Below are 9277 nucleotides of genomic sequence, written 5' to 3' on the forward strand. Positions count from 1 at the left end.
GGCCTGTCGCCACCCGTCCGCATCTGACGCGGCACGGGATCCGACCGCGGCCACTGCCCGTGTGCGACGCCGCGGCGGTGCCGCATGTCCTCGACAAGCCTGTTCGGAGAACCCCTGTGACCACGATCGACCAGGCGGGGCTGCCCCCCGACGACCAGACCACCCCTCCCACCGACGCGTCCGTACCCGACCCGTCGTCCCCTGGCCCCTCGTTCCCTGGCACGTCGTCCACCGACACGTCGAGTTACCCGCCCGTGTCGACGTCCGGTGGAGGGCGGCGGCTGCTGCTGCGGCTGCACTTCTACGCCGGGGTGCTGGTCGCGCCGTTCCTGGTGGTCGCCGCGCTCACCGGTCTCGCGTACACGATCACCCCGCAGCTCGACCGGCTGGTCTACGCGGACGAGCTCTACGTCGACCAGGCCGGCCCGGCGCCGCGGCCCCTCGCCGAGCAGATCAACGCCGCGCTCGACGCCCATCCCGAAGGCACCTTCAGCTCGGTGCTCACCGGAGACGCGCCCGACCGGACCACCCGGGTGGTCCTGAACGTCCCCGACCTGGGCGACAGGCAGCGCACCGTCTACGTCGACCCGTACACGAGCCGGGTCCAGGGCGAGCTGACCACCTGGTGGGGCAGCACGCCGCTCACCACCTGGCTGGACGACCTGCACCGCAACCTGCATCTCGGCGCGTTCGGCCGGCATTACTCGGAGGTCGCGGCGAGCTGGCTGTGGATCATCGCCCTCGGTGGCCTGGTGCTGTGGCTGGGCCGGCGCCGGCGGGCCCGCCGGGTGCGCCGGGTCCTGTTGCCCGACCTCACCGCCCGCGGGCGACGACGCACGATGGCCTGGCATGGGAGCCTCGGCGTCTGGCTGCTCATCGGCCTGCTGTTCCTGTCCGCAACCGGTCTGACCTGGTCTCGCTACGCCGGGGCGCACTTCTCCTCCGCCCTGGACGCCGCCGACAGTCACACCCCCGATCTCGACACCGCCCTGCCCCAGGCTGCCCCCGCGGGCGGCAACCGTGGGATCGGTGGGAGCAGCGGGATCGGTGGAGAACACGAGGGCCACACCATCGCCGGTGCCACCGAGACCAGTTCCTCGGACGCGGCAGGTGTGGACAAGGTGGACCGGATCATCGCCGCCGCGCGCGGGGCGGGCCTCGACGGACCCGTTGAGATCACACCACCGGCCGAGGCCGGCACGGCGTGGACTGTGGCCCAGACCGACCGGCGCTGGCCGGTACGACTCGACCAGGTGGCGGTCGACCCGGCTGACGCCAGGGTGGTCAACGAGGTGCGCTGGGAGAGCTGGCCGTTGCTCGCGCAGCTCACCAAGATCGGCATCGCCGCGCACATGGGCGAGCTGTTCGGGGTGGCCAACCAGATCCTGCTGGCCAGCCTCGCGGGCGGCCTGGTCTGCGTGATCGTCTGGGGCTACCGGATGTGGTGGCAGCGCCGTCCCACCCGAGCGGACCATGCAGGCATCGTCGGCCCGGCCCCCACCCGGGGCACCTGGCGGCGGGTACCCAGGCCCGCGCTGGTCGCCCTGGTCCTGGTCACCGCCGCGGTCGGCTGGGCGCTGCCCGTGCTCGGAGTGACTCTCCTGGCCTTCCTCGCCCTCGACGCGACCGCCGGGCTGGTTCGCGGCCGGCGCCGCCAACGGACGGACGGGAGCCCCACCCAACCGGCGTGACAGGCATCAGACCAACGTGACGTCCACCCGCTGCGCCGGAAAGCCGGGCAGCGGGTGGACCTGCGCGGACCGACGGCGGAGTGACGGCGGAGTGACAGTGGTCGGGAACATCTGGCTTCGACTTACCGTCCCCCCGAAAAGCTATAGATCAGCAACAGGCATGGCCTTTCGATCCCACGGGCCCATCTTTGAGATGATCCGGGAACCGGATCATCCGATCCTTGATCATGACGGTGGCACGGGAGATCAGGCATGACGAACAACACTCCCGGTAAGGGGCGCTGGCGGAAGTTGATGGACGAGATCCCGACCGTTGATCTTCGGACCGACCTTCCGCATTCCGCCCGCATGTACGACTACTACCTCGGTGGGAAAGACAATTTCCCCGCCGACCGGGCCGCCGCGGACCAGGCTCTCCATGCCTTCCCCGGACTGCAGGTGACCGCGCGCCAGAACCGGGCGTTCCTCATCCGGGCCACCCGCCACCTTGCCGGTGAGCTCGGAATACGCCAGTTCCTGGACATCGGCACCGGCATTCCCACCAGCCCGAACCTCCACGAGGTCGCGCAGGGGATCACCCCCGAGGCAAGAGTGGTGTACGCGGACAACGACCCGATCGTGCTCACCCACGCCCGCGCCCTGCTGACCAGCAGCCCACAGGGGCGCACCGCCTACCTCGACGCCGACATCCGCGACCCGGCCCGGATCCTGCGCGCACCGGAACTGCTTGACACCCTCGACCTGACACAACCGGTCGCGCTGTCCCTCGTCGCGATCTTCCACTTCATTCCGGATTCCGACGACCCCTACGGCATCGTCGGCACCCTCATGGACGCCCTTCCCGCCGGCAGCACCCTGACGCTCACCCACGTCACACCCGACTTCGCCCCGCAGGAGGTGGAACGGCTCGCCGAGATCTACCGGAAGCAGGGAATCCCCGCCCGGCCACGTACCCACTCCGAGGTCGTCCGCTTCTTCGACGGTCTGGACCTCGTCGACCCCGGGGTGCAGCTCCTGCACCGCTGGCGCCCCGACGACGACACGCCAACCGGCCTGACCGACGCCGAGGTCGGCGGATACGGGGCCATCGCCCGCAAAGCCTGACACCCGGCGAGCAGCGAGAGGAGATGGCCGTGGAGACGGGCCCGGATCCCGGCGGTCGGCCCAGAAGCGGTCATCGAGAACGACGGCGGTGCGCGACGGACAGGCCGGCCGAGTCGACCGTGTTGTCAGGCGAAGAGCTTCTGGCCCCAGTACTGTCCTGGCTGGACGCCCGGCGGGCAGGCGTACAGGCCGCTGCCGACGTGCTGGATGTATTCGTTGAGCGCGTCGTTGGACCTGCCGGCCAGTGATTTCTGAATTGTGACGAACTGGGTCCGCGGGTCCCGCTGGTAGGCGATGAAGAACAGCCCGGCGTCGAGGCGGCCGAGGTTGTCGGTGCCGTTGGTGAAGGAGTAGCCACGGCGCAGGATCACGGCGCCGTTGTTCTGGGTCGGGTGGGCGAGCCGTACGTGGGCCTTGGTGTCGACGACCAGCTCTCCGGCGGAGTCCTTCGCCGCGAAGTCCAACGGGTCGAACTCGTCCTGTTGGCCGAGCGGAGCTCCGCTTCCCTTGGTGCGGCCGATGACCCGTTCCTGCTCGGTGAGCGGGGTGCTGTCCCAGGGCTCGATGAGCATGCGGATGCGGCGGCTGACGAGATAGCTGCCGCCGGTCATCCAGTCCGGCGCGTCGCCGGGCTGGACCCAGACGTGGGTGTTCATGGTGGGCGTGTCCTCGGCCCTGATGTTGGCGGTGCCGTCCTTGAAGCCCATCATGTTGCGCGGGGTGATCTGGTCGGTCGAGGTGGAGCTGGTGCGGCCGAACCCGAGCTGGGAATAGCGCACCGAGGCGGTGCCCCGGGCGAGACGGGCCAGGTTGCGGATGGCGTGCACGGCCACCTGCGGGTCGTCGGCACAGGCCTGCACGCACAGGTCGCCGTCGCTGGAGGCTGGGTCGAGGGCGTCGCCGGGGAAGGCAGGCAGGTCGGCGAGCTGCGCCGGTCGCGAAGCGGCGATCCCGAAACGGTCCTTGCCGTTGGCATCGGTGAACAGGCTGGTGCCGAAGCCGAGTGTGAGGGTCAGCCGGGCGGGCGACAGCCCCAGCGCCTCACCGGTGTCGTCCGGCGGGGAGCCGGGCGCACCGGTGACAGCGCCGGTGCCGACGTCCAGCCCGGCGGTCATCCTGGACGCCGCGTTGGTCCAGGCGGTGAGCAGCGCGATCAGGTCGTCGCGGGTGGCCGCCGGGCTGAGGTCGAAGGCGGCGAAGTGCAGCCTGTCCTGTACCGGGGTGACGATTCCGGCCTGGTTCGAACCGAAGAACGGAACCCTCTGGCCCGACCCCGGCGACTCCTCCTCCGAGTTGGAGGCGACGAAGCCGGCGGCGGTGCCGCCCGCGCCGACAGCCGCGGCGCCACCGAGGAACGCGACCATGCGGCGACGACTGAAACCGCGTGCCGCGGGCGCCGGCTGGCTCCCGCGGCCGCTGCGCGGGCCATCGGCGTCGGCGTCGCCAGCGGCGCCGGCGCCGCTGGCGGTGACGGCGGTGACGGCGGTGGTGGGGTCCTCGGTGGCGACGGCGTCCGGGCCGCTGGGATCAGGCAGTCGGCTCACTTGCTGGTCACGACTCCGGCGATCTGTCCGATGGGCTCGGAGATGGCGTCGACCTCGACGGCGAGGGCCTTGACCTCGTCCTGGGTGAGGCTGTCGTAGGAGATGTACGGGCTGCCGGGGATGTAGCCGCTGTCCCCCGGCTTGGCCAGGTGCTTGTCGAGCAGGCTGACCAGCACGGGGAAGCGCTTGTCGAGCGTCGCCACCAGCTCCGGGTCCTTCTCCTGCAGGGCCGGGCGCAGCGCGCTGTAGACGTACTTGGCGCCGTCGACGTTGCCGGCGAAGTCGACCAGGTCGATGCGGGAGTAGCGCTCCTCCTCACCGGTGACCTTCGACGCGGCGACCTCGTCGAGCAACGACTTCGCCCCGTTGGCCATGACCAGCGGCGTGAGCTCCACGGTCTTGATCAGCTCGTTGAGCTTGCCGACGTTCGTGGTCAGTGCCGTGGCGAGCGGCTGGGTTCCGTCCAGGGTGTTCCCCTCGAACAGCTTCTGCTCGATCGCGTGGAAGCCGACGAACGGGGTGTCGGGCGTGGCGTCGTCGATGCGCATGTCGATGAGCGGGTCGAGGTCGCCGAAGGACTCCGCGATCGGCTCGATGCGCTCATAGTGCAGTCGGACGTTCGGGTAGGCCTCTTTGGCCTTGGCCAGGTCACCCGAGTTGATCGCCTCGACGAACCCCGCGGTGGTGTCGACCAGCGCCTGGGTCTCGGACCCGACGTACGTCTTGTACGAGGTGACCGCGGTCTGCAGGTTCTGGTCGAGCGTCTGCGGCGGCGCGGCCTCGCCGGTAACCGTGAGCGCGGTGCGGATGCCGTCGCCCACCATGCCGGGCTTGCACGCCACCTGGTACCTGCCGGCCGGCAGATCGACGATCAGGTTCCGCTTCGTCGACGGGCCGACGTTCTCGACCTCGCCCATGATCCGGTCGCCGTCGGCGTAGACGTAAACCTCGGTGACCTGCGACGCGGTGTTGGTGACCTCGAAGGTGTGCCGGCCCGCGGGCAGTTCCGCGCTGGCCACCTTGCAGTCCTTGTCACCCGCGTTCACCGCGATCGGTCCCCCGCCGGCGCCGGACGAGCCGGCGTCAGTCGAGTTGTCCGACGAGCAGGCCGCGACCAGGGTAGCGGCCACGACGACAGGACAGGCCAGGCGCATGACGCGGCCGACAGGCGATTTCACCGGTTCTCCTCAAGGTTTCTGGCGATGCGACAGATGGATCAGCCGTAAGTGGCGGCACCCGCCGCCGCGGTGGCCGTCAGCGGCCGTCAGCTGGTAGATCCCGACGGGACGGGCGGCGGCCCACTCGGCTGGCTCGGCTGGCTCGACTCGCTCGGCTGGCCGGACCGGATCCGATGACCGAGGAAAAACAAGGTCATGACCGGGACGATGTAGGCGGCCCAGGCGATCGCCTGGGCGACGGTGGTCTGCGGGGTGAAGTTGAAGACGCCCTTGAGCAGGGACCCGTACCACGACCCTGGTGAGATCTGCTCGCTGACGTCGAAGGCAAGGGTGTTCAGCCCGCCGATGACGCCGCCCTCCTGCAGGTCGTGGATCGCGTAGGCCAGCACCCCGGCCGCGATCACGATCAGGCCGGCGCCCGTCCAGGTGAAGAACCGGGCGAGGTTCAGCCGGACCGACCGCCGGTACAGCAGCCAGGCGAGCACCACCGCGGTCGCGATGCCCAGCGAGAAACCGATCACCGGCTCCGTCGTGCTTCCCGCGGCCTGCACCGCCGACCAGAAGAACAACGCGGTCTCCAGGCCCTCGCGGGCCACCGAGAGGAAGGCCGTGAGGACGACGGCGAAGGTGCCCAGCTCCAGTGCCGAGGAGAGCCGTCCGTCCAGCTCCGCGCGCATACTGCGGGCGGTGCGACGCATCCAGAAGACCATCCCGGTGACGAACACCACCGCGATCGCGGACATCGTGCCGCCGAAGATCTCCTGGCTCCTGAAGTCCGCGAGCAGGCTCGTCGACGTGTACGTCAGCAGCGCCCCGAACGTGACGCTGACAGCGACCGCCAGGGCCACCCCACCGGCGACGACCACCAGCCGGTCCCGTCGGCCAACCTTGACCAGGTAGGCGATCAGGATGCTCACGACCAGCGCGGCCTCGAGGCCTTCACGCAGGCCGATCAGGTAGTTGGCGAACACGACACTTGATCCTCCAGATCAACAACTATCTGGCGATAGTTGTTGAAGGTTAGGCATACCTAATAGTTACCGAAAACGCAAGCCAACTTTCCGCCCGACATCGGGCTGAGCTGGGGCAACGGGCGTGCGGCGGACAGATTGTCCGCTCTGCGTGATGTCACAATCGCTGGGCGGCGCAACACGGCGATGCGCCGCCAGGCAACGAGCGACGGGAGGCACCGTGGCCGGTCGAGCCCGCCCCCGCCCGAGCGGGGGCCTGGAGAGCGAGGTCGTCGCCTGCCTCGCCGCGGCCGACGGGCCGTTGACCGCGGCGCAGGTCCAGGCCGAACTGGGCGATGACCTGGCCTACACGACTATCCTGACGACTCTGACACGTCTGTACGCCAAACAGGCCCTGACCCGCACCCCCCGCGGCCGCGCCTACGCCTACCAGCTGGTCGGCAGCCTGCCCGAAACCCAGGCCGGGCTCACCGCGCGCCAGATGCAGAAGCTGCTCGACGCCGGCGTCGATCGCGCTACGGTGCTGTCCCGGTTCGTCGACAGCCTGGACGAGGACTCCGAACAGATCCTGCGGGACCTGCTCGCCCGACACCCCGAGCCCGACGAGAAGCCGCCGGGACCGGACACCCGGAACCGGAGACCGAGATGACGACGCTCACTCCGGTGTTCCTGCTCGCCCTGGCCCTGTTTCCGGCTGTCGTCGGCCTCGCCGGGAGCAGGGCCGCGGCGGGCGCGGCCCGGTATCTCCCGCCGGCGGCGGCGACCGTGCTCCTCACCACATTCGCGGTGACGGTGTCGGTGGCCGTCGAGACGATGCTGTCGCTGTCCGCGTACCTCGGCACGGTTGATCTTTTTCCCGCGGCGCACCCGCACGACTGGTCGACCCCGATCCTGCGCGCGACGCTGCCGATTCCCCACGCGGCCGGCCTGGCCACAGGGGCGCTGGCGGTCATCCTGCTCGGCCGGACCGGCGTCCACCTCATCCGGGTCGTGGTGGGCGCGCGCCGGACCACGGCCGCGGCCGCGGCGTTGCCCGCGGTGGGCGGACTGGCGATCGTCGACGACACCGCCGCGCACGCCTACGCCGTTCCTGGCCGCAACCGACGCGTCGTCGTCTCCACCGGCATGCTGCGCCTGCTGACCGGGCCGCAGCGTCTGGCGCTGCTCGCACACGAGCAGGCCCACCTGCGTCACCACCACCACCGCTACGTCCAGCTGACCCGCCTCGCCGCCGCGGCCAACCCCCTGACGGCACTGATCGCCCCCGCCGTCGACCATGCGATCGAGCGGTGGGCGGATGCCGCCGCGGTCCGCGCGGTCGGTGACCCGTCCACGGTGGCCCACGCGCTGGGCCGGGCCGCGCTCGGCCGGCCCGCGGCACCGCCCCACCGCCCCGGCGCCGCCCACGATCATCCCCACGGTCTCGGTGCCGCCCACGATCATGTCGTCGACCGGGTGCATGACCTGCTCGATCCGCCGCTCCGCCAGACCCGGGCGGGTGTCCTGCTGGCGGTCGCGACGATGCTGTGCTGGGCCAGCACCGCCGCGGTCGTCCTCTACATCCACGGCGTCATCGAACTGGCCGAAGCCACCGTTGCCCGCTGATCCGCATTCCTGGAACCGTGGGAGCCGCGCGTGCGCCTGGCGGCCGCGGTCTGGCACGGACGCTCGGACCGTGCTCCTGGAACGCGGGTCAGTATGTCCGCCAGCCGCCCGGGTCGAGGCCGCCGGGGATGTCCGCGTCCGGGCCGTAGGGCGTGCGGGAGAACACGAAGGTGCCGATGTCCAGGTGGCTGACCGCGCCGTCCGGTGCGCGGACGACGCGCAGTGTCTCACCCGCGTAGTACCCGTCCAGCCCGGTCCAGGTGCCGTCCGCCTCAGCACGGAAACGGGCGCCACGGCCCGTCTGGCTCTGCGGGATGAGCTCCAGCCCACGGTCGGCGCGCAGATGTAGCAGGTGTGGCGACGGGCCCCAGTGCCACAGGCCGGTGAGCGCCAGAAGCGCTGGATCGACGGCCGGCAGCGGGCGCCACGGGTCCGGGATGCGTGGCTCGTGCTCGCCGACGATGCGGATCAGGTCGGCGGCGATCAGCGCCACCGCCGGCCCAGCGGTCACGTTCGCCAGGACGACGGCGGCGACGTCGTCGCGCTGACTCACCAGAACGGCGGCCAGGAACCCCGGCATCGAGCCGAGGTGGCCGTACAGCAGTCGGCCGTCCTGCCGTCGTAGTTGCAGGCCGAGCCCGTAAGAGGTGGTCCAGCCGTCTGCCTCGTCCGGGCCGGAGGCGGGCTGGCGCATCTCGGCGAGGGTGTCGGCGCTCAGAACGGCCTTGTCGCCCTGCGCCAGGAACGCGGCCCAGCGGGACAGGTCGGCGGCGGTCGACCAGAGCTGACCCGCCGGCGCCATCACACCGGTGTCCTCCAACGGCTCGGGCACCATCACATCCGCCCAGGGATGCACCCCGAAGCCGCCGGCGTGCGGTGCCTGTGGGGAGAGCGTGGTCCGGGTCAGGCCGAGCGGCGCCAGCACCTCCTCGTGCAGCGCGTCGCCCCACGGTTGTCCGCGCAGCCGGCTGACCAGCGCTCCGAGCAGCGCGAACCCGGGGTTCGAGTAGTGGAAGCGGCGGCCCGCCGGATGGCGTACCGCCGGCTCGTGGAGCACGTCGTCGAGCAGTGGCCGCAGCGTTCCAGGCGTGCGTTCCCACCAGGGACCGGGCGGCTCGGACGCGAGGCCCGAGGTGTGGCCGAGCAGCTGGGCGATCGTCAGGGCCCCTGCCCCGGCCCCGGCC

General features: G+C 70.9%; 8 protein-coding genes. 4 read left to right on the plus strand and 4 right to left on the minus strand.

The genetic code is table 11. From position 1 onward, the window contains the following. The first annotated feature begins 116 nt into the window (after positions 1 to 116). Both FMEAI12_RS11750 and FMEAI12_RS11755 read left to right on the plus strand, forming a co-directional pair. On the plus strand, positions 117 to 1691 hold the full coding sequence (locus tag FMEAI12_RS11750; RefSeq protein ID WP_200835258.1) for a PepSY domain-containing protein: 1575 nt from the start codon (positions 117 to 119) through the stop codon (positions 1689 to 1691). A 252-nt stretch (positions 1692 to 1943) separates the two neighbouring features. Further along, positions 1944 to 2795 carry an SAM-dependent methyltransferase gene (locus FMEAI12_RS11755; protein WP_112106040.1) on the plus strand — a complete coding sequence of 284 codons (852 nt, stop codon included), beginning with the start codon at positions 1944 to 1946 and terminating at the stop codon, positions 2793 to 2795. A gap of 125 nt (positions 2796 to 2920) precedes the next feature. Here the strand turns inward: FMEAI12_RS11755 and efeB are convergent, their stop codons facing one another. From efeB to efeU, 3 genes are all read right to left on the minus strand, one after another. Beyond that, complete coding sequence (gene efeB, locus FMEAI12_RS11760) at positions 2921 to 4339, minus strand: iron uptake transporter deferrochelatase/peroxidase subunit (RefSeq protein WP_112106041.1); 1419 nt, start codon at positions 4337 to 4339, stop codon at positions 2921 to 2923. Further along, positions 4336 to 5517, minus strand: coding sequence for an iron uptake system protein EfeO (gene efeO, locus FMEAI12_RS11765; protein ID WP_112106042.1), 1182 nt, complete (start codon positions 5515 to 5517; stop codon positions 4336 to 4338). Before efeO ends, efeB begins: the two co-directional genes overlap by 4 nt. 86 nt (positions 5518 to 5603) lie before the next feature. Continuing rightward, a complete protein-coding gene (gene efeU / locus FMEAI12_RS11770) occupies positions 5604 to 6488 on the minus strand; it encodes an iron uptake transporter permease EfeU (RefSeq protein WP_112106043.1) in 885 nt (294 codons plus the stop codon). A gap of 220 nt (positions 6489 to 6708) precedes the next feature. Here efeU and FMEAI12_RS11775 point away from each other — a divergent pair, with 220 nt between their 5' ends. Beyond that, positions 6709 to 7137, plus strand: coding sequence for a BlaI/MecI/CopY family transcriptional regulator (locus tag FMEAI12_RS11775; RefSeq protein WP_112106044.1), 429 nt, complete (start codon positions 6709 to 6711; stop codon positions 7135 to 7137). Further along, on the plus strand, positions 7134 to 8093 hold the full coding sequence (locus tag FMEAI12_RS11780; protein ID WP_112106045.1) for a M56 family metallopeptidase: 960 nt from the start codon (positions 7134 to 7136) through the stop codon (positions 8091 to 8093). The genes FMEAI12_RS11775 and FMEAI12_RS11780 overlap by 4 nt, the downstream gene beginning before the upstream one ends. A gap of 88 nt (positions 8094 to 8181) precedes the next feature. On the opposite strand, the gene FMEAI12_RS11785 is transcribed toward FMEAI12_RS11780, so the two are convergent. Beyond that, positions 8182 to 9277: serine hydrolase domain-containing protein (locus tag FMEAI12_RS11785; RefSeq protein ID WP_146776682.1), on the minus strand; the 1096-nt coding region annotated here is incomplete at its 5' end.

The organism is Parafrankia sp. Ea1.12 (assembly GCF_900465275.1).
In the GTDB taxonomy this organism is placed as follows: domain Bacteria; phylum Actinomycetota; class Actinomycetes; order Frankiales; family Frankiaceae; genus Parafrankia; species Parafrankia soli.

Coding starts and splice junctions, on each gene's coding strand:
- FMEAI12_RS11755 (WP_112106040.1), top strand. CDS start 1,944: ATGACGAACAACACTCCCGGTAAGGGGCGCTGGCGGAAGTTGATGGAC.
- FMEAI12_RS11780 (WP_112106045.1), top strand. CDS start 7,134: ATGACGACGCTCACTCCGGTGTTCCTGCTCGCCCTGGCCCTGTTTCCG.